25 protein-coding genes are annotated in these 25,692 nt (G+C 61.4%); 15 read left to right on the top strand and 10 right to left on the bottom strand.

Annotated elements, in window-relative coordinates:
- Positions 1-102 precede the first annotated feature (102 nt).
- Both QD408_RS03810 and QD408_RS03805 read left to right on the top strand, forming a co-directional pair.
- Positions 103-1,299, top strand: coding sequence for a YcaO-like family protein (locus QD408_RS03810; protein WP_414138401.1), 1,197 nt, complete (start codon positions 103-105; stop codon positions 1,297-1,299).
- Positions 1,296-2,018 (top strand): TfuA-like protein, encoded by a 723-nt coding sequence (locus QD408_RS03805; RefSeq protein ID WP_414138400.1) that lies wholly within the window; start codon positions 1,296-1,298, stop codon positions 2,016-2,018. The genes QD408_RS03810 and QD408_RS03805 overlap by 4 nt, the downstream gene beginning before the upstream one ends.
- On the opposite strand, the gene QD408_RS03800 is transcribed toward QD408_RS03805, so the two are convergent.
- The 5 genes from QD408_RS03800 to QD408_RS03780 form a co-directional block, all read right to left on the bottom strand.
- Positions 1,987-2,433 (bottom strand): NUDIX domain-containing protein, encoded by a 447-nt coding sequence (locus tag QD408_RS03800; protein WP_414138399.1) that lies wholly within the window; start codon positions 2,431-2,433, stop codon positions 1,987-1,989. The two genes, QD408_RS03805 and QD408_RS03800, sit on opposite strands and share 32 nt — an antisense overlap.
- Before the next feature lie 7 nt (positions 2,434-2,440).
- Positions 2,441-3,940: a DEAD/DEAH box helicase gene (locus tag QD408_RS03795; RefSeq protein WP_088684919.1), complete on the bottom strand. Its 1,500-nt coding sequence runs from the start codon at positions 3,938-3,940 to the stop codon at positions 2,441-2,443.
- 157 nt (positions 3,941-4,097) lie between these two features.
- Positions 4,098-5,423 carry a peptidoglycan DD-metalloendopeptidase family protein gene (locus tag QD408_RS03790; RefSeq protein ID WP_414138398.1) on the bottom strand — a complete coding sequence of 442 codons (1,326 nt, stop codon included), beginning with the start codon at positions 5,421-5,423 and terminating at the stop codon, positions 4,098-4,100.
- Positions 5,424-5,528: 105 nt separating this feature from the next.
- The gene (locus QD408_RS03785) at positions 5,529-6,356 is read right to left on the bottom strand and encodes a ferritin-like domain-containing protein (RefSeq protein WP_088684921.1); all 828 of its coding nucleotides are present in this window, start codon (positions 6,354-6,356) and stop codon (positions 5,529-5,531) included.
- Positions 6,353-6,826 (bottom strand): peroxiredoxin, encoded by a 474-nt coding sequence (locus tag QD408_RS03780; RefSeq protein ID WP_414138397.1) that lies wholly within the window; start codon positions 6,824-6,826, stop codon positions 6,353-6,355. Before QD408_RS03780 ends, QD408_RS03785 begins: the two co-directional genes overlap by 4 nt.
- A gap of 124 nt (positions 6,827-6,950) precedes the next feature.
- Between QD408_RS03780 and QD408_RS03775 the strand changes: the two genes are divergently transcribed.
- Both QD408_RS03775 and QD408_RS03770 read left to right on the top strand, forming a co-directional pair.
- Positions 6,951-10,355, top strand: coding sequence for a DUF3971 domain-containing protein (locus tag QD408_RS03775; RefSeq protein WP_414138396.1), 3,405 nt, complete (start codon positions 6,951-6,953; stop codon positions 10,353-10,355).
- Positions 10,356-10,483: 128 nt separating this feature from the next.
- Positions 10,484-10,768, top strand: coding sequence for a hypothetical protein (locus QD408_RS03770; RefSeq protein ID WP_414138395.1), 285 nt, complete (start codon positions 10,484-10,486; stop codon positions 10,766-10,768).
- 77 nt (positions 10,769-10,845) lie between these two features.
- Here QD408_RS03770 and tyrS read toward each other — a convergent pair whose 3' ends face one another.
- Positions 10,846-12,102: a tyrosine--tRNA ligase gene (tyrS, locus tag QD408_RS03765; protein ID WP_088684925.1), complete on the bottom strand. Its 1,257-nt coding sequence runs from the start codon at positions 12,100-12,102 to the stop codon at positions 10,846-10,848.
- A 128-nt stretch (positions 12,103-12,230) separates the two neighbouring features.
- Between tyrS and QD408_RS03760 the strand changes: the two genes are divergently transcribed.
- A complete protein-coding gene (locus QD408_RS03760) occupies positions 12,231-13,349 on the top strand; it encodes an anhydro-N-acetylmuramic acid kinase (protein WP_414138394.1) in 1,119 nt (372 codons plus the stop codon).
- Positions 13,346-13,861: a GNAT family N-acetyltransferase gene (locus QD408_RS03755; RefSeq protein WP_414138393.1), complete on the top strand. Its 516-nt coding sequence runs from the start codon at positions 13,346-13,348 to the stop codon at positions 13,859-13,861. The genes QD408_RS03760 and QD408_RS03755 overlap by 4 nt, the downstream gene beginning before the upstream one ends.
- Here the strand turns inward: QD408_RS03755 and QD408_RS03750 are convergent.
- Positions 13,858-15,024, bottom strand: a complete 1,167-nt coding sequence (locus tag QD408_RS03750; RefSeq protein WP_414138392.1) for an acyltransferase family protein — start codon at positions 15,022-15,024, stop codon at positions 13,858-13,860. The genes QD408_RS03755 and QD408_RS03750 overlap by 4 nt on opposite strands.
- A 145-nt stretch (positions 15,025-15,169) precedes the next feature.
- The gene (locus QD408_RS03745) at positions 15,170-15,847 is read right to left on the bottom strand and encodes an alpha/beta hydrolase (RefSeq protein WP_088674274.1); all 678 of its coding nucleotides are present in this window, start codon (positions 15,845-15,847) and stop codon (positions 15,170-15,172) included.
- Between the two features lie 218 nt (positions 15,848-16,065).
- Here QD408_RS03745 and QD408_RS03740 point away from each other — a divergent pair, with 218 nt between their 5' ends.
- From QD408_RS03740 to QD408_RS03700, 9 genes are all read left to right on the top strand, one after another.
- Positions 16,066-17,232, top strand: a complete 1,167-nt coding sequence (locus QD408_RS03740) for a cysteine desulfurase family protein (RefSeq protein ID WP_414138391.1) — start codon at positions 16,066-16,068, stop codon at positions 17,230-17,232.
- A gap of 167 nt (positions 17,233-17,399) precedes the next feature.
- Complete coding sequence (gene sufB / locus QD408_RS03735) at positions 17,400-18,869, top strand: Fe-S cluster assembly protein SufB (RefSeq protein ID WP_088684930.1); 1,470 nt, start codon at positions 17,400-17,402, stop codon at positions 18,867-18,869.
- A 60-nt stretch (positions 18,870-18,929) separates the two neighbouring features.
- Positions 18,930-19,271 (top strand): GIY-YIG nuclease family protein, encoded by a 342-nt coding sequence (locus tag QD408_RS03730; protein ID WP_414138390.1) that lies wholly within the window; start codon positions 18,930-18,932, stop codon positions 19,269-19,271.
- Between the two features lie 102 nt (positions 19,272-19,373).
- The gene (gene sufC, locus QD408_RS03725; RefSeq protein WP_085737360.1) at positions 19,374-20,129 is read left to right on the top strand and encodes a Fe-S cluster assembly ATPase SufC; all 756 of its coding nucleotides are present in this window, start codon (positions 19,374-19,376) and stop codon (positions 20,127-20,129) included.
- A 24-nt stretch (positions 20,130-20,153) separates the two neighbouring features.
- Positions 20,154-21,428: a Fe-S cluster assembly protein SufD gene (gene sufD, locus QD408_RS03720; RefSeq protein ID WP_414138389.1), complete on the top strand. Its 1,275-nt coding sequence runs from the start codon at positions 20,154-20,156 to the stop codon at positions 21,426-21,428.
- 12 nt (positions 21,429-21,440) lie between these two features.
- A complete protein-coding gene (locus tag QD408_RS03715) occupies positions 21,441-22,682 on the top strand; it encodes a cysteine desulfurase (RefSeq protein ID WP_414138388.1) in 1,242 nt (413 codons plus the stop codon).
- A 12-nt stretch (positions 22,683-22,694) separates the two neighbouring features.
- The gene (locus QD408_RS03710; RefSeq protein ID WP_088684934.1) at positions 22,695-23,075 is read left to right on the top strand and encodes an SUF system Fe-S cluster assembly protein; all 381 of its coding nucleotides are present in this window, start codon (positions 22,695-22,697) and stop codon (positions 23,073-23,075) included.
- Between the two features lie 107 nt (positions 23,076-23,182).
- Positions 23,183-23,575, top strand: coding sequence for a Fe-S cluster assembly scaffold SufA (gene sufA, locus QD408_RS03705; RefSeq protein ID WP_414138387.1), 393 nt, complete (start codon positions 23,183-23,185; stop codon positions 23,573-23,575).
- Positions 23,576-23,678: 103 nt separating this feature from the next.
- Entirely contained in the window at positions 23,679-24,011 is a 333-nt protein-coding gene (locus tag QD408_RS03700; protein ID WP_414138386.1) for a hypothetical protein, read from the top strand.
- Positions 24,012-24,116: 105 nt separating this feature from the next.
- Here QD408_RS03700 and QD408_RS03695 read toward each other — a convergent pair whose 3' ends face one another.
- Both QD408_RS03695 and QD408_RS03690 read right to left on the bottom strand, forming a co-directional pair.
- On the bottom strand, positions 24,117-24,419 hold the full coding sequence (locus tag QD408_RS03695) for a flagellar basal body rod protein FlgC (protein WP_414138385.1): 303 nt from the start codon (positions 24,417-24,419) through the stop codon (positions 24,117-24,119).
- A 154-nt stretch (positions 24,420-24,573) separates the two neighbouring features.
- The gene (locus QD408_RS03690; RefSeq protein WP_088684937.1) at positions 24,574-25,614 is read right to left on the bottom strand and encodes a GH25 family lysozyme; all 1,041 of its coding nucleotides are present in this window, start codon (positions 25,612-25,614) and stop codon (positions 24,574-24,576) included.
- Between the last annotated feature and the right edge of the window lie 78 nt (positions 25,615-25,692).

The following is a 25,692-nucleotide window of genomic DNA, read 5'->3' as shown; positions in this document are numbered from 1 at the left end:
GAACCGAAGGACGTCGCCCTTTCAGGTAGGCTGCGCGTGGAATGATCGACCGGTCGCGGGCCGCGAAATGTTCGCAGTCCGGTCCGGTTTCGGTCGAGCCGCATGATGTCTGACGAGCCGTTGACGTCTTACTCAGATCGCAGTTGTTCTCCGAACGAGACGATGGCGCGTATTGCGCCATCGCTTTCCAGGCATGGAATAACACGCCTTGCTCGCCTGACGGATCTCGACAGGATCGGCATTCCCGTCTGGAACGCCATTGCGCCCAATTCACGCTCCATCGTCATCAATCAAGGTAAGGGGATTTACGACATAGACGCCAAGGTGTCGGCGGCCATGGAGGCCTTGGAGCGAGCTGTCGCCGGAAATCCGCAAATCGAGGCCCGGCTGACAAGCATTCGGCAATTGGCATTCGAAGGTTTTTCAGCCGATCCTCTGGCCGGCCTTCTTTCGGCTGGCGGGCACGAAATACAGCCCGACGAGACGATTGCCTGGATGTCGGGATATGACCTGATCGCCGAACATGATGTTTGGGTTCCTCGTGAAGCCGTCGTGCTGGACGATACGAGAGCGAACAGATTCTGGCAGTCATCCGATGGTCTGGCGTCCGGCAACATACTCATGGAAGCGACTTTCCACGGCTTGCTGGAGCGCATTGAGCGCGATGCCGAAGTGCTCTCGCAGTTCTCTTCGAAGGAGGAGAAAGGAAGTCGCTGCATCGATGTCGATTCGATTGGCGATCCTGTTCTCAGCGGCCTTGCCCAGCGGGTACGCGATGCCGGTTTTCGGCTTCAGATGTTCGACACGACAAGCGATGTCGGCGTTCCCTGCTTCGAAGCCTTCATGGCCCCAACCGCGCCGTCCGAAATTGCATTACGCTATATCGAGGTGACATATGGAGCCGGGGCGCATCCGAATCCGGTACGCGCAGCGATAAGGGCCGTCACCGAAGCGGCCCAGTCGCGGCTGACCTATATCAGCGGCGCCCGTGACGACATCCATCCCGACACATTTGCGCGGCCGCTTCCAGACCACCTGCATGACGCGCTCCTCCTGGAACCGAACAGCTATACTCCGCCGCAGAATGTGATGGTGGGAACGCTGAACGACATGCTGCAGGGCGTCATCGGCAAGCTGAAAGCGGTGGGAGTGAAGTCGGCAATCGTCGTCCACCTCAATCCGGGAGAGAATGATTTCAGCGTTGCGAAAGTCCTGGTTCCTGAGCTGGAAAATCCAGATGGGAGACGCAAGCGAAGGTTCGGACCCCGCGCGCTGAAGAGGATCATGAAATCAAGATGAAGGTGATCTTCGCAGGTCCCACGCTCTATGGCGCACATCTGCCGTCAAACGCAGACTACCAGCTGCGTCCGCCCGCCAGGCAGGGAGATTTTCATAAAGCCATTCAGGATGGCGTTACCGTCATCGGGCTTATCGACGGGGTTTATGAATACGTTCCCGCCATCTGGCATAAGGAAATCCTGTTTGGGCTGGCCCAAGGCGTTCACATCTTCGGGGCCGCAAGCATGGGGGCTTTGAGGGCGACGGAATGTGCCGCATTCGGCATGGTGGGTATCGGTGAAATCTTCGACAGCTACATGAGCGGCGCCCTGGAGAACGACGCCGATGTCGCACAATCCCACGCGCCGGCTGAAATGGGTTTCCTTCCCCTCAGCGAACCTCTCGTCAATGTCCGTGCGACCCTTTCGAGATGCTTGCATCTCTCGTTGATCACGGCTTCCGAGCATGACCAGCTGCTGGCGGCTGCCAAGGCGATCTTCTTCAAGGAGCGGACCTACAGGCAGCTGGCGATGTCATCCATTTCGGATGAAGTCCGGGCATTAGAGGTGCTGGCCGTGCTGCGCGCAAATGCGGTCAATCAGAAGCTGCTCGATGCGCAGCTCCTTGTCGAAGCCGTCATAGGGGCAGCCGATCAACGCTTCGTTCCTCAATTCAACTGGACATTCGAGGCAACGAGCTTCTGGGATTTCACGTTTCCCCGCTTGCAGCCAAAATCCTAGCATCGGCGGCCGGCAAAGCCGCTATCGCCGCCTTGGTGAAAGCCGACAGCGGTTGCGGCAAATCCGTCAGGGCAAACCAGCCGAAATCGGAAAGCTTTTCGGGTTCGGTCAATTGCGGCTCGCCCTCGACGTCGCAGGCGAGATAGAGAAGTGAAATCCAGTGCTGGCGGTCGGTATCGATGATCTGTTCGGTCATGCCGATTCGCTCGATCCGTCCGATTTTGAGGCCGGTTTCTTCTTCGGCCTCGCGGCGCGCCGCTTGCTCGGCCGGCTCCATGTGATCGACCTTGCCGCCGACAATGTTCCAATAGCCGGCTTCCGGCGCTTTCACACGTTTGTAAAGCAGAACCTTGGCGTCGCGCAGAATCACCAGGCCGACGCCGAAGCCCGGAAAATCGAGACCGGGCTTGCCCATCGGATGCTCAGACCTTGGCGCTGCCGGCGATCAGCATGAAGGCGGGGATATCGTCGCCGAAGCCGACCGGGGTCGGGCCGTCGTCGTGATCGCGATGACGGCGGCGGTCGCGGCTGTCATCGTTTGCCGGGTAAGGCCGGTTGTTGCGCGCATTGTTTTGCGGCTTCTGCTCTGCTTTGCGCTCGTTTTTCACGACTTCGGCCCTTGCTGGTGCTGCTGCGATCACTTGAACGTCATTATCCTGTATGTCGTTATCAGATTTATGACTCGCACCATTGTGCTTGCCGCGTCCGCGACCGCGATCCTTGTCGCCACGGTCACGCCCGTTGCGGCGCGGACGGTCGCTGTCTTTGCCTTCTTCCACTGGCGGCAGCGAGGTCAGGTCGCCGTTCAGCCATTCGACATTTTCGCCGATCAGCTTTTCGATCGCGTCGACGAATTTCGTGTCGCGCTTCGTAACGAGGGTGAACGCGGCGCCCGAGCGGCCGGCGCGGCCGGTGCGGCCGATGCGGTGGACGTAATCTTCCGAATGGATCGGCACGTCGAAATTGAAGACGTGGCTGACATCGGGAATATCGAGGCCGCGAGCAGCGACGTCGGAGGCGACCAGAAGCTGGAGATTTCCGTCACGGAAGTTCTGCAGCATCGTCGTGCGGGACCGCTGGTCCATGTCGCCATGCAGGGCGCCGACGGAGAAGCCGTGGCGCTCGAGCGAACGGAAAAGATCGGCCACATCCTTCTTGCGGTTGCAGAAGATGATGGCATTCTTCAACTCGGTCTGGGCGCGAACGAGTTCACGCAGAACCGCGCGCTTCTCATAGTCCTTGCTGTGAGAGGCGACGAAACGCTGCGTCACGGTCTTTGCGGCCGAAGCGGGCTTTGCCACTTCGATGCGCTCCGGATTCTGCAGGAAGCGATCGGCGAGCTTCTGGATCTCCGGCGGCATGGTGGCCGAGAAGAACAGCGTCTGCCGGGTGAAGGGGATGAGCTTGGCGATGCGCTCGATATCGGGAATGAAGCCCATGTCGAGCATGCGGTCGGCCTCGTCGATGACGAGGATCTCGACGCCGCTCATCAGCAGCTTGCCGCGCTCGAAATGATCGAGCAGGCGGCCGGGTGTGCAGATCAGCACGTCAGCGCCGCGCTCGAGCTTGCGATCCTGGTCCTCGAAGGAAACGCCGCCGATCAGCAGGGCGACGTTGAGGCGGTGGTTCTTACCGTATTTCTCGAAATTCTCGGCGACCTGAGCGGCGAGTTCGCGCGTCGGCTCGAGGATCAGCGTCCGGGGCATGCGCGCGCGGGCGCGGCCCTTTTCCAGAAGCGACAACATCGGCAGAACGAAGGATGCCGTCTTGCCGGTGCCGGTCTGCGCGATGCCGCAAATATCGCGGCGTTCGAGCGCAAAAGGAATGGCTCCCGCCTGAATAGGCGTGGGGATCGAATAGCCCGCATCGGCAACGGCCGATAGCACTTTTTGGCTCAAGCCAAGGTCAGCGAATGTCGTCAAAGGGAAAACTGTTTCCGTTCCGGTTCGGCCGAGCTCTGAGCGAGTCGGCGGGATTGCATGCCGCAATGCAGCGCGACATAGCCCCGAATGGCCGGCAAGTCAAGAAATAGAGAGGCCGCACCCCATGCAGAGTGAAGCTTTGGTTACCGGGCGGGTATTACTTGATATAGGTGGCGAGTTTAAGGCCGGCATTCATGAAATATACTGGATCGATGGCCCGGCCATTCTGGCGCACTTCATAATGCAGATGCGTGCCCGTCGAACGGCCGGTGCTGCCGGCAAGGCCGATGACGTCGCTTCGGCCGACAGTATCGCCCACCCTGACCAGGACCTCGGACATGTGACCGTAACGCGTCGATATGCCGTTGCCATGGTCGATCTCGACCATGTTGCCGTAACCGCCTGTCCAGCCGGCTGATATCACCTTGCCCGGCGCCGTCGGGCGGATCTTTTCGCCCGGCGCAAAACGGAAGTCGATGCCGGAATGGAGCGCCAAACGGCCGAGGAAAGGATCGCGCCGGTTGCCGAAGGGGCTCGTCACTTCCTTGCCGACGGCGGGATTGCGGAAGGGCAGGGATTCGGCAGTGCTGCGCACGGCTTCGAGCCTCGTCAGCGCGCCGTCGAGGGCGACCAGCGAATTGTTGAACTCGTCATTGCTCTCCGGCTCGACATAGGGGCCGCCGACGGCGCTGTCATCCTCGTCGTCTTGCTTGGCAGCCGCCTCGGGCATGGGGATCTTGAAGCGGGTCAGTACGCTCTCGATGGCGTTGGCGGCGTTGCCGGCGTCGCTCGTCAGTTGCTCGACGCGGTTGCGCTGGTCCTGTTCGACATCCTTCAGCGACAGCGTCACCTTGGAGAAGATGCGGTCGGCGCGATCCCCGACGGTCTCGGTGGCCGGCACGTAGGCAAGCGTCGTATTGTCGGGCGTGGCGTCGGCCGGTGCGCCGCTCGCCAGCTGCTTCTCGATCGCCTCGATGCCACCACGGTCAAGCGAAGCGCGCTTGTCCTTGATGGCGGGCGCATAGGATTGCACGGGCGAAGACGGCGCGGATGGGGCGCTGTCCTTATCCGTCAGCCCGGAGCTTTCGGCCCGGTCGAGCAGGTTGTCGAGCTTGCCGTGGCGTGATGTGAGCGCCATCTGCTGCTCCATCAGCTTGTCGACTTTGTCTTCCACCACCTGCTGGTCGAGAAGCTGGCGCGACGTGATACGGTCGACCTGGGCGCGGAGCGCGGCGATGCGGTCTTCATAGTCGTGCTGCATGCGGGCCTGGCGGGCCATGGTCGCGCCGATCAGGTCGTCGCGCAGCACGAGATAGGATGTCGCCAGGAGATAGCCGATCGAGAAGACGCCGACGAAGCAGAAGGCAAGGGCGCCCATCCACGGCCGTACCGTCATGTGGCGGACCTTGTCACCGCTTGCCAGGATGAGAATATGTTCCTGCGCCCGCTTGCCGAATACCCGGTGCTGATGTCCGCTGTTCACGCAGGCTCTCCCGATTGATGCTCTACGCCTCTTTCGGAAAATTAGACACGTTTATGGTTAATGAATGCTTTCGCCGTCGCCGATTACGTTAGAAAATCAATCACGTCAGGCGTGGCTGATCGATGCCAGCGAGCGGTAGAAGGATGGCGTCAGCCCGGCCTCGGCGCGGGCGAGATCGTTGAAGGGCGGCTTCAACGGTCCGCGAAAATTCGCGCGCACCAGCTCCTGGAAGGCTTTTGCCGGATCGCGTTTCTCGCGGGCGCAGAGAAAGCGGAACCATTTGGCGCCGACGGCGACATGGCCTTTCTCGTCGTTGTAGATGACATCGAGGACCGCGGCGCTTTCGAGATCGCCGGTCTCGCGCATCTTCGCCTGCAGCGACGGCGTGACGTCGAGACCGCGGGCTTCGAGAATCAGCGGCACGACGGCGAGCCTCGCCGTGAGATCGTTGCGGGTGGAATGGGCGGCTTGCCAGAGCCCGTCGTGAGCGGGCAGATCGCCGTAATCGGCGCCGAGATCGTTCAGCCGGGCGCGCACCATGCGGAAGTGCTTCGCCTCCTCGAAAGCGACCTGCATCCAGCCATCGAAAAAGGAATTCGGCACCTGTTCGCTGGCGAATCGCGCGACGATATCGAGCGCCAGATCGACGGCGTTGAGCTCGATATGGGCGATGGCATGGAGCAGGGCAATACGGCCTTTCAGCGTATGCAGCGAGCGCTTCTCCACCTGGGTCGGCGGCGTCAGCACCGGTTTTTCCGGCCGGCCCGGCCTTTCGGGCAGCGTGGCGTCGAGCGGCGAGCGCAGCGACACCCGGCGGGCAAACCAGCGGGTGGCGCTTTCCTGCGCAAGCGCCGTCTTGCGGTCGAGATCGGCGGCGCGGATGGCATCGATCGCGCCGCCGCGCAGCGAGGTTATCGCCAGCTCTCCGGTCACGCGGCGAGGTTCCTCACCGCCTCGAGCACGGTCTCGGCATGGCCCTGTACCTTCACCTTCTGCCAGATGGTGGCGATGGTGCCGTCCTGGCGGATGAGGAAGGTGGTGCGCTCGACGCCCATGAAGTTGCGGCCGTACATGCTCTTTTCCTTCCAGACGCCATAGGCCTGCAGCGTGGTCTTCTCCTCATCCGAGGCGAGCGCCACGGCAAGGCGATGCTTCCTGACGAATTTGTCATGGCAGGCGGCCGAATCGGGCGACATGCCGATGACGGCAGCGCCTGCCGCTTCGAACTCGGGCGCGAGCGCGGTGAAAGCCAGTGATTCGGCCGTGCAGCCGGTGGTATCGTCCTTGGGATAGAAGAACAGCACGAGCGGTTTGCCGTGGAACTCGGCAAGCGAAACACGGCCGCCGCCATCGCGGGGGAGGTTGAAATCAGGGGCCATGGCACCGATGCCGGGAACCGCCATTATGAAAACCTTTCTTTTGCCGGGTTTGTGGATGACACACTCTCTCCCCGAATTATATATTGGACGGAAACCCGTCCAGCATGGCCGGGTTCAATTCTTCATTTAAGGGAGAGCCCGAGGGCGCATGTCAGCCATCCGCGGCGAAAAGGTCACGTTTCGCAAGAAGGATATCGTTGCGCTGGACCGCTTGCCGTCCGCCCAGGCCGAGGATCCGATCATCGTCCATTGCCCGCCGCCGCGCTCGCCGATGCGGCGCACGGCGAAGCTGACGTCGATATTTCTCGGACTGATTCTCCTCATTCTCGCCGCCATCGTCTTCACCGTCGAAAGCGGCATGTTCGACAAGCCGCTGTCGCAGCAGGCGCAGGCGGCGCTGAACGGCGCGGCCGGGCCACGCTACCGCGCCGAGGTCGGTTCCACCGTCATCCGCTTCACCTCGGGTCTGCGGCTGGCGCTGGAAGCGCGCGACGTCAACATGATCGACAAGGAGAGCGGCCAGCACGTGTCGACGACGGGCTCGGTGCGCCTGGCGCTCGACCCGCTGCAGCTTTTCCGCGGCCACATCGCCGTCACCGATATCGAGGCGGAGGATATCGCCCTCGATACGGCGCTTCTGCCCTCCGGCAATCCCGTCAAACTCGACGATCTGCGCATCGACGCCATGCCGGCGGCGATGGAGAGGATCTTCTCGCAATTCGACATGTTCGACAGCATCGTCACGCGCGGCTCGACGAGTTCGGTGCGGATATCAGGCATCGACATCAAGCTCGCCGACACCGCCAACGGACCGCTTTCGCTCGTCGTCGACAATCTCGTCTTTGCCCATGCCGGCCCGTCCTCACTGCAATTGAGCGGCGATGTCGCGCTCAATGGCGAGGTGGCGCAGATCGACGTGCTGGCCGAGAAAGTGGACGGTCATGTGTCGAAGGTGGTGGCGACGCTCAGGCATGCCGACCTCACGCCCTTTACGCTCAAACGCAATGATCAGGGCGTGATCCGGCAGGGGCTCAATACCTTTGCCGACCTGACGGTGTCGGCCACCAGGGCGCGCGATGGCGTCGAGCCGGCGCTCGCGGCGACGATCGGCGTCGATCCAGGGCTGATCTATGCCGACGGCGATCCGCAGGAACTGTCCGGCGGGCAAATCAATCTGACCTATGATTTCGCCAAGCAGACACTCGAGATCGGCAAATCGAGCATCCGGTTCGGCGCGACCACGCTTCCCCTCAACGGCGCGCTGATCGATCTCGACAAGCTCGATCCGCAGGCCGGCAAGGGCTTCGGCATAGACCTGCTCGTCAGCGGCGGCACGGCGGCCCCCAGCGGCTCCGGCGAGCAGCCGCTCTCCTTCGACATTCAGGCGACCGGGCGCTACATGGTCGCCGGCCGGGACTTCCAGTTTCCGAACATGACCGTCTCCAGCCCGCTCGGCGCGCTTTTCGGATCGCTGCATGTCAAGCTCGGCGACAAATCGCCGGAGATCAGTTTCGCCGGCCAGTCGCCGCAGTTGCAGACGACGGCGATCAAGCAGCTCTGGCCATTCTGGATGGCGCCGAAGGTGCGCACCTGGGTGCATGGCAACCTCTTCGGCGGCACCGTCACCGACGCTTCCATCTCAGTCTTCATTCCCTTCGGCAGGCTGGATGAGGCTGCCGGCGGCAAGGGATTGAAGCTCGACGCCAACCAGATCCGCATCGGCTTCGACATTGCGGGGGCGCGGATGAACGTCGCCGGCGACATTCCGCCGTTGCGCGACACGGCGGCGCATTTCGACCTGATCGGCCCCGTCGCGACGATCGGGATCAAGAGCGGCACGTCCTATTTCCCTTCCGGCCGGTCCGTCGGTCTCGGCCAGGGAACGTTCGTCATACCTTCCGCCTACGACAAACCGCTGATGGCCGATATCGATCTTGCTGTATCGGGAGCGGCCGACGCCATCGGCGAACTCCTGACCTATAAGCCGATCCGGGTGCTGCAGCGCGCCGGTTTCACGCCCGACGATTTCAAGGGGCATATCGATGCGAATGTGAAGGCGCATTTCGGGCTGCTGTCGTCGCAAAACCCGCCGCCGGCCGAGTGGAAGGCTGCCATGAAGCTCGCTGACGTCGATCTTGCCAAGCCGTTTTCCGGCCGCACGATCAGCAATGTCAGCGGTATGCTGAACGGTGATCCGAAACAGATCACGCTCGATGCAAAAGGCGAGATCGACGGTATTCCCGCCGATATCGATCTGACCGAGCCGGTCGAGGCATCCTCCGGCGTCGAGCGTCAGCGCGTGATCACGGCGACGCTTTCCGACGACCAGCGCAGCAAGGTGATGCCCGGGCTTTCCGATATCGTCAGGGGCAACCTGAAGATGGTGCTGACGCGGATAGACGACGACCGGCAGAACGTTCAGCTGGATCTCACCAAATCGATGCTCGACCTGCCCTGGATCGGCTGGTCGAAAGGCGGCGGCATTTCCGCTTCCGCCGAATTCGAGATGTCCGGCCCGCCCGAAAATACGCAGATTAAGAATTTCCGGCTGAAAGGTGACGGTTTCGGCGCCAGCGGATCGCTGAACGTTGGCAAGACCGGTCTTATCTCGGCGGATTTCGATAGCGTGCGGCTCTCCTCGCTCGACGATTTCGCCCTCTCGGTAAAGCGCAGCAAGGGCAGTTTCGACGTCTCCGTTTCCGGCGACAGCGCCGACGCGCGGCCGGTCATCGCGCGGTTGAAATCCGGCTCGGACGGCGGTGAGGAGGGCGATGGCGATGGCGACAACACGAGCGTATCGGTGCGCGCCAAGCTGAAAAACGTCATCGGCTTCAACGACGAGAAGGTCGGCAATTTCCAGGCGCAGGTGTCGCTGCGTGGCGACAAGCTGCAGTCCTTGAATTTTTCCGGCATTACCGACAGCGGCGAAGCCGTGGTCAGCCAGATGAAGGACGGCGGCGTCATCAACATCACCAGCGGCGATGCCGGCGCGGTATCGCGTTTTGCCGATCTCTACCAGCATATGCAGGGCGGCCTGCTCAATCTCGCGATCCGGCTGGGCGCGCAGGGCGGATGGGATGGCTCGCTCGACGTCCGCCGCTTCTCGATCGTCAACGAACAACGGCTGCGTTCGATCGTCTCGACGCCTGTCGGCAATGAGCAGCGCAGCCTCAACGAGGCGGTGAAACGCGATATCGACACCTCGTCGCAGCGCTTCCAGCGAGCCTTTGCCCGCATCGTCTCACGCGGCGGCATGATCGGCATCGAGAACGGCGTGCTGCGCGGCGACCAGATCGGCGCAACCGTCCAGGGCGTGGTGCGCGACCGCAAGGGCAACATGGACATGACCGGCACATTCATGCCGGCCTACGGCCTCAATCGTCTCTTCGCCGAACTGCCGCTGATCGGCGTCATCCTCGGCAACGGCAGCGACCGCGGCCTGATCGGCATCACTTTCAAGCTCACCGGCAAGTTCGACCAGCCGAACCTGCAGATCAACCCGCTGTCGATCATCGCGCCTGGCGTCTTCCGGCAGATCTTCGAGTTTCAGTGAGATAGGGAAGCGGGACGGAACGCGATTCCGAGCTGGCCGACAATTTCGTCATCGATGCCAGATTGTTTTAGTGAAATCTGATATAAGATGCTGTCTCGGCCTGGAAACGAGGGCCGGCGGAGAACGCCATGAAGTGCGCCCGGACAGTCTCTTTTGCATCGGCCGCCATGATCGCTGTCGCGATCAGTCAGCAGGTTTCCTATTCGGCGGAGAAGGGTGGGCGGCTGAAGCCGCCGGAGGGCATACGCTCCGACCACATGCTGACGGTTCCCCTCGACGCAACGGTCACTGCGCCGATCTTCTCGATCAGCTGGTGGTCACGCGTGACACCCGCGCCGGGCATCGATCCGCCAAGCCGGCTGCTGCGCGAAAGCGCGCCAAATGATGTGACCTACCAGCAGGGAACGCGGTAATTGCTTCACTGCGCATGCAAACGCGCCATTCCGGGATGGAAATGGCGCGTTGCGTATTCAGGCTTTCGGCAACGTCCTTACGCCGCGCGGCGGATCAGGATGTGCTTCTTCTTGCCGAGCGAGAGCTTGATGACGCCATCGGCGGTGATTTCGCCGCTGCCGATCAGGCGGCGTTCGTCGCTGACCGCCTCGTCGTTGATGCGAACAGCGCCACCTTGTACGTGGCGGCGGGCTTCGCCGTTCGAGCCGGCAAGGCCGGCGCGGACCATCAGCGAGAGCAGGCCGATGCCGCCATCGAGTTCACCTGCCGGGATATCGACCGAAGGCAGGTTTTCCGAAAGCCCGCCTTCCTCGAAGGTCTTGCGCGCGGTTTCGGCGGCCTGCTCGGCGGCCGGGCGGCCGTGCAGGATCGCCGTGACCTCGGTCGCGAGGATCTTCTTGACTTCGTTCAGCTCCGAACCGCCGATGGCCGAAAGCCGGGCGATTTCGTCCATGGGCAGGGTGGTGAAGAGCTTGAGGAAGCGCGGCACATCCGCATCCTCGGTATTGCGCCAATATTGCCAGAAGTCGTAGACGGGCAGCAGGTCGGCATTCAGCCAGACCGCGCCGGAAGCCGACTTGCCCATCTTGGCGCCCGAAGACGTCGTCAGCAGCGGCGAGGTCAGGGCGTAAAGCTGCGGCGTCCCCATGCGGTGACCGAGATCGATGCCGTTGACGATATTGCCCCACTGGTCCGAACCGCCCATCTGCAGACGGCAGTCGTAACGCTTGGCCAGCTCGACGAAATCGTAGGCCTGGAGGATCATGTAGTTGAATTCCAGGAAGGACAGGGACTGTTCGCGGTCGAGACGCGTCTTCACGCTGTCGAAGGACAGCATGCGGTTGACCGAGAAATGGCGGCCGACATCGCGCAGGAACTCCAGGTAGTTCAACGAACGCAGCCATTCGGCGTTGTTGATCATCAGGGCGGCGCTGCCGGGCTTGTTGTAATCGAGGTAATTCGAGAAGCAGCTCTTGATCGAGGCGATATTCTCTTCGATCGTCTCGATCGTCATCAGCTTGCGGGCCTCCTCCTTGAAGGAGGGATCGCCGACCATGCCGGTGCCGCCGCCCATCAGCGAAATCGGGCGGTGGCCCGTCGCCTGCAGCCAGTGCAGCATCATGATCTGGGTGAGATGGCCGACGTGAAGGCTGGATGCCGTCGGGTCGTAGCCGATATAGGCCGTCACGGTTTCCTTGGCGAAGAGATCGTCGAGGCCGCGTTCATCAGAGACCTGATGAATGAAACCGCGCTCTTTCAGCGTGCGGAGGAAATCGGACTTGAACTCGGACATGGCTTTCGTCTCTTGGTGTCTGCGCTGGCCCTTGGGTTCGCGCAACTTCGTTGTTGTTGATCTGTCGCGGCGCGTTTAGCACTGTTTTTACAAAAGTGCATCCGGGAATCGCATGGGAGGCAAGCCTCATGGATGTCATCAGGACCGCGATCGGCCTGATGAGCGGCACGTCGATGGACGGAATCGACGTTGCGCTGATCAAGACCGACGGCCGCGGCTTCATCGAGCGCGGGCCGTTTCTAGGCGTACCCTATGATGTTGCCTTTCGCGAACGGCTCAAACGGGCGCTGGAACTGGCGCGCCCGCTGAGCGACAGGAACGAAAGGCCGGCCGAGCTTCGCGAGATCGAGCTTGAACTGACCTTGCGTCATGCAGCTGCCGTTACGGCATTCCTGGAGCGTTTCGGGCTTTCTGCCGATGCCGTCGACGTGCTCGGCTTCCATGGCCAGACGGTCCTTCACCGACCGGACGAAGGATTGACGATCCAGATCGGCGACGGGCGGGAGCTTGCGGAGAGAACCGGCATATCCGTGGTCTACGATATGCGCGCCAACGACATGGTGCATGGCGGGCAAGGCGCGCCGCTGGTGCCCGCCTATCACGCTGCCCTTGCGGGAAAATTCCAGCAGGCGGGAGAGGCTGTCTGTTTCGTCAATATCGGCGGCATCTCCAATCTGACCTTCATCGGCACGGACGGCCGGATATCGGCCTTCGACAGCGGCCCGGGCAATACGCTGATCGACCAGTGGGTGGAGATGCAGACCGGCAGAACCTATGATCCAGGCGGTGAAATCGGCGCGCGCGGCAAGGTCGTCGCAGCGCTTGCGGAACGTTATCTCGAAAGCCCGTTCTTCCGCGGCAATGTTCGCCGGTCGCTCGATCGCGGCGATTTCGCGCCGCTTCGGCCGGAGGAGGCGAGCCTCGAAGACGGCGCGCGCACGCTGGCGCATGTCGCCGCCGCATCGATCGTCAAATCCGCGGGTTTCCTGCCCGAGAACCCATCGATCTATATCGTCTGCGGCGGCGGGCGGCTGAACCGCACTCTCATGGCGGAGTTTTCGGCCATGGCCGAAGGGCAGGGATCGCGGGTGTTGAGCGCAGAGGAGGCAGGCTTCGACGGCGACGCGATGGAGGCGGAGGCCTGGGCCTATCTCGCCGTGCGTTCGCTGGACGGTCTGCCGTTGACATTTCCCGGCACGACGGGGGTGGGCGCCCCGGTCAGCGGCGGGGTTCTGGCAAAACCATGAGCGAGGAGAGGCCGATCCTGCGGACGGCGCGGCTGCGCTTCGTCATGTGGGACGAAGAGGATGGACCGCTGGTGCAGCGGCTGCATTCGACGCTGGCGACCACCCGGTACCTTGCCGGCAGCGCGCCGTGGAGCCTGGAGAAGGCCGAAGAGCGGCTGCGGGGCTGGTTCGAGGAACAGGCGCGCGACGGCACGACCAAGTACAAGCTCGTCGGGGAGGACGGCCGGTTCATCGGACGTGCCGGCATTTCGCGGTTCAGGGGCGAGCAATTCGAGCTCGGTTATTCCCTGATCGAGGAGGCATGGGGCAAAGGCCTTGCGACGGAGGCGGCGACGGCGCTTGCCGGCTGGTTCTTCGAAAGAGGCTTTGCGCCCTGCTTCATCGCCTTCACGCATCCAGAAAACATCGCGTCGCAGCGTGTGCTGAGGAAGATCGGCATGCGCGAGCGCGCGCCGATCCTGATCGATGGGGTGCTCGGCACGGCTTTCGAGATGACCGCCGGGAAAGCCTAACTCTTGACGGCGATCGGCCGGACCCGTCCGCCCTGATTGCCATCTTCGACGCCCCTGACCTGGGCGATGAACGAGAACTTCTTGCGAAGCCCGAGGATCGGTTTCTCGATGAAATGCCAGGACAGTACCGCGACGGCGAGCGCGGACGGCAGGCCGACGAGGTAGAGCGCCAGCGCACCGTATTTCGGATAGAGAAAGACCGACGGCAACGAGCTGATCCAGATCTGCAGGAATGGATCATGGTAGAGATAGACGCCGTAGGAATAGTCGCCCTTCCGGAAAAAGGCAGGAATCGGAACCTCCGAGAGGCCGATGAAGATGGTGATGTAGACGAGAGCGGTGATGAGGATGGGCCGGTTGATCACCGACTCGACCGACCGGCCGTCGAGCGTGAAAATGGCGACGAGGCAGGCGAGGCAGGCGGCGGCGAACAGCCAGCGGGAATAGGGAATGACCGCTTTGAACTGAAAGACGGCAATGCCCATCAGAAAAGCCGTTATCAGCTGAGAGCCGCGGCTCATGAACAGGAAGCGGGCGACTGGCTTGATCGACCCCGGGAACAGATATGGCATCTTCTGCACGACGAGGCCGATGAAAACATACGCGATCAGCACGGCGACGAGCTTATAGCGCGTCTTGATGATGGCGGTGATCATCAGGAACGACATGATGATGTAGCAGAAGATCTCCCAGGGAACCGTCCAGAGGGCGCCGTTGACGCGTTGGCTCGGATTGTCCTGGAATACGCCCGGCAGCTCGTAGTGGATCCAGCCGACGATGTTCAAAAAGTATTTGAAAAACCGCGGGTCGGTAAAATATTCGGCGTGGTAGACGACCGTTACGATCGGCCCGATGATCAGCGAACAGACGACGATATCTACGGCAAGAGCCGGCACGATGCGCAATCCGCGATTGATCAGGAAGTTCCGCAGGCTCAGACGCTGAGCGCTGCCGGCGATCAAGAATCCGCTCAAAGCGAAAAACATCGGAACAAGAGCATATTCGGTAAACCAGAATACCGAGCCCCTGATGAAGGCATCGTTCCTAGTCAGCAAAAAAGAATGAGTGAGTACGATAGAAAAGGCGAGTCCTATTCGAAGAAAATCGAACCCCGGACCGATACCCCTATACTTATCCAGGATTTCCCCGAACGACTTGGTCATTGCGGACCTCGCTTTAGTTAGGATTGCGAGGACCCTACCGCACTGCAACATGCATTGCAACACGGTAGATGATCTATTGTGGCACAGCTGTGCCGGTCGCGTCTTGGATCGCCTTCGCCGGGGATGGCGGGCTCGCGCTGTGGTGTCAGCGAATCCGCTTGGCGGCGGGCTCCGGCACCAGTTCGCCGTTGAGGCGACGGTCGAGATAGTCCTCGCATTCGCCCATCAGCGTTTCCACCTGGCCGTTGAAGAAGTGGTTGGCGTTGGAAACGGTGCGATGGGTGATGAGAATGCCCTTCTGGGTTTTCAGCTTCTCCACAAGGCCGTTCACATCCTTTTCCGGCGCCACCTTGTCGGCCTCGCCATTGATGATCAGGCCGGAGGAGGGGCAGGGCGCCAGGAAGGAGAAGTCGTAGGTATTCGGCTGCGGGGCGATCGACATGAAGCCTTCGATCTCCGGCCGGCGCATCAGAAGCTGCATGCCGATCCAGGCGCCGAAGGAATAGCCGGCGACCCAGCAGGTCTTGGAATCGGGATGCAGGCTCTGCACCCAGTCGAGCGCGGAGGCGGCATCCGACAATTCGCCGGCGCCGTGGTCGAATTCGCCCTGGCTGCGGCCGATGCCCCGGAAATTGAAGCGCAGCGTCGTGAACCCGCGCTTCTGGAACATGTAGAAGAGCTGGTAGACGATCTGATTGTTCATCGTGCCGCCGAACTGCGGATGCGGATGCAGGATGAGAGCGATGGGCGCGCTTTTTTCCTTGGAGGGCTGGTAGCGGCCTTCAAGACGGCCGGCTGGGCCGTTGAAAATAACTTCGGGCATTGGTACTCCGGGTTTTATTTCGCGTTCGCGCTGCGTTGGACGACAACATGACTTGACTCGGGTTGTCAGCTTTTCTAAAACGCAGTTTAGAACAATTCGAAACTTGCATGGCGATCCACGGCTTCGTGGAACGTGTCATAAGGCAAGCCCGGCGGAAATTTCAAGAAAAATGAGCCGCGGGTGTTGAAGCAAGCTCGTCAAGCGCAGGACTGAAGATCATGGCGCCGCCACGCCTTTATCTCGACTGGAATGCCACAGCGCCGCTGCACCCCGCAGCGCGCGAGGCGATCATGCGCGCCATCGACATCTTCGGCAATCCAAATTCCGTCCACGGCGAAGGCCGCGCCGCCCGCGCCGCCATCGAGGGCGCGCGGCGCAAGGTCGCGGCGCTTGCAGGCACGGATGCCGGCAATGTGGTCTTCACCAGCGGCGCGACCGAGGCCGCCAATCTGGTGCTGACGCCGGATTTTCGCATGGGCCGCACGCCGCTTCAGCTCGGCCATCTCTATTTTTCCGCCGTCGAGCACCTGGCAGTCCGGGAGGGAGGCCGGTTCCCGAAGGACCGCATGACCGAGATTCCGGTGACGGATGCCGGTATCGTCGATCTGAACGCGCTGGCCGCACTTCTCGATGCCCATGACAAATCGACGGGCCTTCCCATGGTGGCGATCATGTTCGTCAACAACGAGACGGGCATCGTCCAGCCTGTCGAAGAAGCGGCCAGGATCGTGCGTGCCCATGGCGGGCTCTTCGTCGTCGACGCCGTGCAGGCGGCCGGCCGTCTGCCGATCGAGATCGAGCGCATCGGCGCGGATTTCATCATCGTCTCCTCCCACAAGATCGGTGGGCCGAAGGGTGCGGGTGCACTGATTGCGCGCGGCGAGGCGCTGATGCCGAAGGCGCTGATCCGCGGCGGCGGGCAGGAGAAAGGTCACCGCTCGGGGACACAGAATTCGTTGGCTCTGATCGGCTTCGGAGCCGCAGCCGAAACCGTGCTGCAGGATCTCGATGAACGGAACGCTGCGATTGCCGCGCTGCGCGACAGGCTGGAAGCCGGCATGCGCGCCGCCGCGCCCGATGTCATCATTCACGGCGCCGGTGGTCCGCGGGTCGCCAACACGATTTTCTTCACGCTTCCCTGCCTGAAGGCGGAGACCGGGCAAATCGCCTTCGATCTCGAAGGCGTTGCCCTTTCGGCGGGCTCTGCTTGCTCATCGGGCAAGGTCGGCGAAAGCCATGTGCTGACGGCGATGGGGCGTGACACCAAGCTCGGGGCGCTGCGCATCTCGCTCGGTTTTTCCACAACGGAAGAGGATATCGACAGGGCGATTGCCGCCTTCGCGAAGATCGCCTGCCGGCGCAGGTCGGCCGGCGAGGCGGCCTGACCGCATCATAAACTTGCGGAAACGCAAATTTCTGCTTGCCAATCGGGCTGAAAAGTCCCTTTTGGCCTCTTACATCAGGGCAAGACAGTTGCCCGACATCAGGGCAAGAAATTGCCCCATACGCTACAAGCTGCCGGACCTTATATCCGGCGAGATTGGAGAATGAAATGGCTGCCGTGCAGGAAACGATCGACCAGGTCCGCCTGATCGATGTGGACCAGTACAAATACGGTTTCGAGACCGTCATCGAGATGGACAAGGCGCCGAAAGGCCTGTCCGAGGATATCATCCGTTTCATTTCGGCCAAGAAGCAGGAGCCGGAATGGATGCTGGAATGGCGCCTGGAAGCCTACCGGCGCTGGCTGACGCTGGAGGAGCCGACCTGGGCGCGCGTCGATTATCCGAAGATCGATTTCAACGACATCCATTATTACGCCGCGCCGAAGAGCACGCCAGGCCCGAAGTCGCTCGACGAAGTCGATCCGGAACTGCTCAAGGTCTATGAAAAGCTCGGCATTCCGCTGCGCGAACAGGAGATCCTCGCCGGCGTCGAGAAGCCGAAGATCGCCGTCGACGCCGTCTTCGACAGCGTCTCGGTCGTCACCACCTTCAAGGCGGAGCTGAAGAAAGCCGGCGTGATCTTCATGTCGATCTCGGAAGCGATCCGCGAGCATCCCGATCTCGTGCGGAAATATCTCGGCTCGGTCGTGCCGACCTCGGACAATTATTACGCCACGCTGAATTCGGCTGTCTTCACCGACGGTTCCTTCGTCTTCGTGCCGAAGGGCGTTCGCTGCCCGATGGAGCTTTCCACCTATTTCCGCATCAACGAAAAGGGCACCGGCCAGTTCGAGCGCACGCTGATCATCGCGGAAGAGGGCGCCTACGTCTCCTATCTCGAAGGCTGCACGGCGCCGCAGCGCGACGAAAACCAGCTGCATGCAGCGGTGGTCGAGCTCGTGGCGCTCGACGATGCCGAGATCAAATATTCCACCGTCCAGAACTGGTATCCGGGCGACAAGGAAGGTAAGGGCGGTATCTACAACTTCGTCACCAAGCGCGGCGATTGCCGCGGCGACCGCTCGAAGATTTCCTGGACGCAGGTCGAAACCGGCTCGGCGATCACCTGGAAGTACCCGTCCTGCATCCTGCGCGGCGACGACAGCCGCGGCGAATTCTACTCGATCGCCGTGTCGAACGGCCATCAGCAGATCGACAGCGGCACCAAGATGATCCATCTCGGCAAGAACACGTCGAGCCGCATCGTCTCCAAGGGTATTGCGGCTGGTGTTTCCAACAACACCTATCGCGGCCAGGTTTCGGCTCATCGCAAGGCATCGAACGCGCGCAACTTTACCCAGTGCGATTCGCTCCTGATCGGCGACAAGTGCGGCGCTCATACCGTGCCCTACATCGAGGCGAAGAATTCGACGGCGCAGTTCGAACATGAAGCGACGACCTCGAAGATCTCCGAGGACCAGCTGTTCTACTGCCTGCAGCGCGGCATCCCCACCGAAGCGGCGATCGCGTTGATCGTCAACGGCTTCGTCAAGGAAGTCCTGCAGGAGCTGCCGATGGAATTCGCCGTCGAGGCGCAGAAGCTGATCAGCATTTCGCTGGAAGGGAGTGTTGGCTAAGCGGTTTTCCGTCATCCTCGGGCTTGTCCCGAGGATCTAAGCACGTCTGCGGAGGATGGGATGAGCGGGTTTGTCTACATGATGTCCGACAAACCAAGAGGTGTAATTTACACTGGCGTCACCAGCGATCTGCAAGGGCGAATATGGGAACACCGCAGCGAAATCCATAAGGGTTTTACGGAGAAATACAGAGCGAAAAACCTCGTCTGGTTTGAGTATCATCCCAACATTGTGTTGGCGATCCAGCGAGAGAAGTCGCTGAAGCGCTATTTGCGCGAATGGAAAATCAAGCTCGTCGAGGAGCTCAATCCGACCTGGATGGACCTCTACGAGCGCATCGACGAAATCGAGAATGTCTATCGGCCGCATCCGAATACGCGGGAGTGGAGCGACTACAATTGAGGGCTTAGATCCTCGGGACAAGCCCGAGGATGACGGATCGAGGCCGGTGCGAACGGTCAATCAGGCGGCACTTGAACCCGCTTTATGAACAGGAAGAACGAAATGCTTGAAATCAGAAACCTCCATGCCCGTATCGCCGAAGACGGCACCGAGATCATCCGTGGTCTGAACCTGACGGTTAAGGCCGGCGAAGTGGCCGCGATCATGGGGCCGAACGGCTCCGGCAAGTCGACACTCTCCTATGTGCTGTCCGGCCGCGAAGACTATGAAGTGACCGAAGGCGACATCCTCTATAACGGCGAGAGCATTCTCGAGCTCGATCCGGCCGAACGCGCCGCCAAGGGCATATTCCTCGCTTTCCAGTACCCGGTCGAAATCCCGGGTGTCGCAACCATGCAGTTCCTGAAGGTGGCGATGAACGAGCAGCGCAAGGCGCGCGGCGAGGACGAGCTGACGACGCCGGATTTCATGCGCCGCGTCAAGGAAGCTGCGGCCAAGCTGCAGATCAACACCGAGATGCTGAAGCGGCCGCTCAACGTCGGCTTCTCCGGCGGTGAAAAGAAGCGCGCCGAGATCCTGCAGATGGCGCTGCTCGAGCCGAAGCTCTGCGTGCTCGACGAAACCGATTCCGGCCTCGATATCGACGCGCTGAAGATCGTTGCCGATGGCGTCAACGCGCTGCGTTCTCCGGATCGCGCCGTCGTCGTCATCACCCACTACCAGCGCCTGCTCGATTACATCGTGCCTGATACCGTCCACGTTCTCTACAAGGGCCAGGTGATCAAGTCGGGCGACAAGACGCTGGCGCATGAGCTGGAAGCCAATGGTTACGCCGACATCATCGGCGCGGCGGCCTGAGTTCGGGTGGAAAGGACGACGTCCATGAACATGCAGACGACGAGCCGCCTGACCGTGGCCGAAGCGGCGCTGATCGAAGCCTTCAACCAGCAGATCGGCGATCTGCCGGGCAACGGCGCGGTGACGGCGTTGCGCGACCGGCTTCTCGATGACCTCAAGCAAGCCGGCCTGCCGACGCGCCGCATCGAAGCGTGGCATTATACCGACCTCAAGAATCTTCTGCGCACCGTTCCGCCGCAGGCCGGAGATGCCGGCTCGGAGGCTCTGGAGCCGCTCGTTGCCGATTCCGCCGTGCTGGCGGTGATCCAGGGCCATTCCAACCAGAAGGCCGCTGCCGCCGACTTCGGCATTTCGACTTATTCCGAACGTCTGCTCGACGGCTCCGCCGCGGAAAGGCTCGATGCTCTCGGCAGCGACGACGCGATCGGCCGCATCAATGGCAGCTTCGTGCGCGACGGCTATGTCGTGGATGTACCAGCCGATACCGAGCTCGAAAACCCGCTTGAAATCCAGTTCGTTCACGCCGGCGGCCAGACGCATACGCGCCTTCCTGTTTCCTTCGGCGCCGGCGTCAAGGCGACCGTCATCGAGCGTCACCGTGCGGTGACCGGCGATGCAGCGCTGGTGTCCCACATCAGTGACATCACGGTCGGCGAGGGCACGGAGCTGACCTGGATCATCCTGCAGCAGCAGGGTGCCGAGGATACGCATCTCGGCCAGATCCGCGTCGATCTCGGCGCCAACGCCAAGCTCCGCCTGTTCGTCATCAATGCGGGCGGCAAGCTGGTGCGCCAGGAACTGCATATCAAGGTGACGGGCGAGGGCGCCGATCTGACGCTGCGCGGCATCAACCTGCTCGGAGCCGAAAGCCACACCGACGTGACGATGGTGCTCGGCCATGACGTGCCGCATACCGGCTCGACCGAGGTGATCCGCAACGTCGTCTTCGACCGTGCCAAGGGTGTCTTCCAGGGCATGATCCGGGTTGCGCCCGATGCGCAGAAGACCGACGCCAAGATGGCCTGCAATACGCTGCTGATGTCCGACGATGCCGAGTTTTCGGTTAAGCCCGAGCTCGAAATCTTCGCCGACGACGTGCAGTGCGGCCACGGCGCGACAGTGACCGATATCGACGCCAACCATCTTTATTACCTGATGGCGCGCGGCATTCCGGAGAACAAGGCGCGGGCGATGCTCGTCAATGCCTTCGTCGCCGAAATCGTCGAGGAACTGGAAGACGAAGCCCTGGTCGAGGCGCTGGAAAGCGTGATTTCGGCTTGGCTCGAAAAGCACGCCTGATCGGATATATCGATGGACAAGATAGCAGCGGCCACTGAATACGACGTCGAAGCCATCCGCCGGGATTTCCCGATCCTGGCGGAGAAGGTGCACGGCAAGCCGCTGATCTATCTCGACAACGGCGCGTCGGCACAGAAGCCGCAGGTGGTGATCGACGCCATCTCGCATGCCTATTCACATGAATATGCCAATGTGCATCGCGGCCTCCACTATCTCTCGAACGCCGCGACTGACGCCTACGAGGCGGCGCGCGAGAAGGTCCGCCGTTTCCTCAATGCGCCCTCGGTCAACGACATCGTCTTCACCAAGAATTCGACGGAGGCGATCAACGCCGTCGCCTATGGCTGGGGCATGCCCAAGATCGGCGAGGGCGACGAGATCGTTCTGACGATCATGGAGCACCATTCCAACATCGTGCCCTGGCACTTCATCCGCGAACGGCAGGGCGCCAAGCTCGTCTGGGTTCCCGTCGACGATGAAGGCGCCTTCCATATCGAGGATTTCGAGAAGAGCCTGACGGAGCGAACCAAGCTCGTCGCCATCACCCATATGTCGAATGCGCTCGGTACGATCGTTCCCGTCAAGGAGGTCTGCCGCATCGCGCATGAGCGCGGTATCCCGGTCTTGATCGACGGCAGCCAGGGCGCCGTGCACCTGCCCGTCGACGTGCAGGACATCGATTGCGACTGGTACGTGATGACCGGCCACAAGCTCTACGGTCCGTCGGGCATCGGCGTGCTCTACGGCAAGAAGGAACGGCTCTCCCAGATGCGCCCCTTCCAGGGCGGTGGCGAGATGATCTTCGAAGTCGCCGAGGATGCCGTCACCTACAACGATCCGCCGCATCGCTTCGAGGCCGGCACGCCGCCGATCGTCCAGGCGATCGGGCTCGGTTACGCGCTCGACTATATGGAAAAGATCGGCCGGGAGGCGATCGCCCGCCATGAGGCCGATCTTGCGGCTTACGCGGCCGAGCGCCTGAGATCGGTCAATTCGCTGCGGATGTTCGGGACGGCGCCCGAGAAGGGGAGCATCTTCTCCTTCGAACTCGCCGGCATCCATGCCCATGACGTTTCGATGGTGATCGACCGGCAGGGGGTCGCGGTGCGGGCCGGCACGCATTGCGCCATGCCGCTCTTGAAACGCTTCGGCGTCACCTCCACATGCCGAGCATCGTTCGGCATGTACAATACCCGCGCCGAGGTCGATGCGCTGGCTGATGCGCTTGAATATGCGCGCAAGTTCTTTGCCTGAGGAGTGTCCTTTATGAGCCTGGACGAAAGCGAACAGAAGATCGACGTGCGCGAAGGCATCGTGCATTCGAGTATCCCGGCCGAGGAATTGGCGCGGCTGAGCGACGACGTCATCAGCGCGCTGAAGACCGTCTACGACCCGGAAATCCCGGCCGATATCTTCGAACTCGGTCTGATCTACAAGATCGACATTGAGGACGACCGGATGGTGAAGATCATGATGACGCTGACCGCGCCCGGCTGCCCGGTCGCCGGCGAGATGCCGGGCTGGGTCGAAAATGCCGTCGGCGCCGTCGAGGGTGTGTCGGGCGTCGAAGTCGAAATGACCTTCGACCCGCCGTGGACGCCGGACCGTATGTCGGAAGAGGCCCAGGTCGCCGTCGGCTGGTACTGAGTGGCCTTGGTCCAGTGCCGAGGTATTGATCCGTTTACCTCGGACGGCTACAATTTGAATCACGAAGCGCCGGATCTTGACCCCGGTTGCGGAAGGAGAAAAAGCCGATGGGCTTTGCAGTGATGAGCATGACGGATGGGGCTGCGGCCCGCGTCAAGGCGATCGTCGAGAATTCCGGGCCGGAAGCCAAGGGCATTCGCGTCGGCATCAAGAGGGGCGGCTGCGCCGGGATGGAATATACCATCGACTTGGTGACCGAGCCCAATGCGAAGGACGACCTGATCGAGCACGAGGGCGCCAGGGTCTGGGTCGAACCTTCGGCCGTGCTCTATCTGCTCGGCACCGAAATGGGCTTCGAGCAGACGACGCTGCGCTCTGGCTTCACCTTTACCAATCCGAACCAGACATCGGCCTGCGGCTGTGGCGAATCCGTCGAACTGAAACCCGCCGATCTCGCGGCCCTTGCCGCACAGCGCCAGAGCGAGCCGGCGCACTCCTGATAACCGTTCGGGCTGGTGGGAAATTTCCTTAGCATCTGTTCAAGAAAGCGGATGCTGGCCAAACCTTATTGTCAGGGGCTAATTGCATTTAATGAGACGCCATATGGCAGAAAATCAAATCAATGACCGTACTGCTCTCAAACTCCCTAAGTTCCTTGGTGTGTTGACGGTGTTTGCCACAGTGTTGCTCTCTGGCTGCGCCAGAATGCCACCAGTATTTTCGGACGATGGCGCGACAATTTCATTCAAGGGTGAAAAGTTTAAGTACCATGTTCCAGATTCAGCGGAAGTGTCTTGCAGATTTGTTGATCGACGAAAATCGGCAGTTTGTGACAATGGCCTAACCTCCGAGTTGGTAGTGGCTGGGCTTCCCTTCCATGGCGTCGTATTAGTTGAATTCGATGGGCGGCGGTTTAGGCCCGCAGAAAGTCCCTAAACGACGCCGCGGTTCAAAAGCTGATTACCACAATTACACCATCCCTTAGAACCAGCGGCCACTCTGGACGGAAATTAGGCGATTGCTGATCAAGTGCAGGTGTGTTCAGTCGCGCTTGCTGCTCATGAGCATTTCCCACATGTCGGCGCCGGTCTCGAAGACCACGGCATTTGCCTTGTAGCTCTGCTCGGCTTCGATCAGGTCAGTCAGTTCGGTGGCGGGATCGACATCCGAATCCGTCGGGCTGACGATGGCCTGGACGCCTGATACGGTGGAGGTGAGGCTGCTGTTCAGCTTGGCATAGCCCGGCGTGCTGCTATTTGCGATATTGTTGGCAATCGCGCTTACCCGCGTCGTCTGCGCCTGCATTCCCGAAAGAGCAATGTTGGTGATGCCGGATATGCTCATCAGCCGTGTCTCCAGATCTGAATAGAACGCTTTTACCCGCTATGGCTTAGGGAAAGCTGAAAGCGTTGCGTTAGCAAAGACCTATCGGCGCGCGCATCGTGCTGCGCACCTGTTCCGAACTGACACGGGAAGGTGGCTGGCGCGCGGCGGCTTCCTATCGCGACGCCACCCAGTCGTGCCAGTCGCTTTCGTTGCCATTGAAGACGTTGAGGTCGATCTTGCCGTCGACGCCGTCGGAAAGGCCGGAGCCGGAATACTGCCAGAAGACCCACTTGCGGCCGGGATAGACCTTGGAGGGGTGGGCGGCGACCGAGCGCAGCCAGAAGGGATAATTGAGCAGTTCGCCCTTCAGATTGTCGCGGTAGAAGTCCGGTGCGGTGTAGATGATCGGGCGCTGGCCATAGTGGCGTTCCACCTTATCCAGGAACACCTGCATCTTCTCCAGAACGCGCTTGCGGGAGATTCTTTGGCTGCAGCTCGACTCACCGTTCCATTCGACATCGATGACGGGCGGAAGCGCGTTGGCTTCCCTTGGAACGTTGCGGATGAACCAGTCGGCCTGTTCGCCGGCTGTCCGGCACCAGTAGAAGAAGTGATAGGCGCCGTGCTTCAGGCCGGCTTCCCTGGCGCGGCGCCAGTTCTTCTTGAACATCGGATCGAGGTGATCGCCGCCGTCCGTCGCCTTGATGTAGACGAAGTTGGCGCCCTGCTGCCGCAGCGTCTCCCAATCGATCTCGCCCTGCCAGCGCGACACGTCGACGCCATGCACGGCAAGCTTTCTCGGTGAAGTCCTGCCGAAGTTGATCGGCTTGGCATCGCGGAAGCGGTGGCCGTAAATGCGCGAGCGCGTCGGGGATTTCGGGCCCGCATCCGGGTCGATCCCCGGATTCTCAGGCATGAGCATCGCGACCGGCCTTTCCGTCGGCATCGGCATGCCGACGGCCCCGTTGGCCGGCACGAGGGCCTGCGGCTCCGGAACCGGTCCGGTCCAGCTCAGCGCTTCCTGCCGCGGGCTTGTTTGCGGCGCGGGATCGCCCACGGCCGCAGCCGGTATCGGGCCGCTCGGCTTAGCGATGGCATTGGTGGTTTCCGACGACGCCACAGGGGTGAGCACATCTTCGGCGCCGGAGCTCGTTGAGCATCCCGACAGGATCAGGGCGGCGAGGAGAATTGCTGGTACAGCCGATGGACGCATGAGAACCTGCACGCAAAACAAAGATCGATGGCAACATTCCTACCGGAGAAAAATCGCCCATTTTGAATTGCTAACAGA

Source organism: Rhizobium sp. BR 249, from assembly GCF_047445895.1.
GTDB lineage: Bacteria > Pseudomonadota > Alphaproteobacteria > Rhizobiales > Rhizobiaceae > Rhizobium.
The sequence above is the reverse complement of the archived record's forward strand: the minus strand, read 5'-3'. Positions and strand labels throughout refer to the sequence as shown.